This is a genomic window from Phaeodactylibacter luteus, from assembly GCF_007993045.1.
Taxonomy (GTDB): Bacteria; Bacteroidota; Bacteroidia; order Chitinophagales; family Saprospiraceae; genus Phaeodactylibacter; species Phaeodactylibacter luteus.
Genome location: NZ_VOOR01000245.1, coordinates 1 through 322 on the forward strand (window position 1 = coordinate 1; position 322 = coordinate 322).

Annotated in this window: 1 pseudogene; it reads left to right on the plus strand. The window is 61.8% G+C overall.

The features are described from left to right. Positions 1-322 (plus strand): annotated as a pseudogene (locus FRY97_RS22765) (hypothetical protein); the annotation flags it as partial.

Below are 322 nucleotides of genomic sequence, written 5' to 3' on the forward strand. Positions count from 1 at the left end.
TCGGTCCGCCACCGCAACCACTTGGGCACGATGACAGCGTCGCCGCTGGCCCTGACGCCTGCGGCGCAGGTCATCGACTTCACAAGCCCATCGCAGGCTGTGTTCACGAAGGATGCGCCATTGGCCGGTTTTGAGCGGTACATCAATACGGTGGCAGCTCCAGGCCAGGATTATGCAGCGCTATGGGGCGGCAACGTCAACTTCAACCGGGTGACGAACTATGCCGGCCAGGCCAACGACTCAGACGGGATTTACCTGGCGATCGTGAATGCGCCGGCCAACCCAGGCCAGCTGCAGTCCTTCGTGCTAGATGGCTATGAGC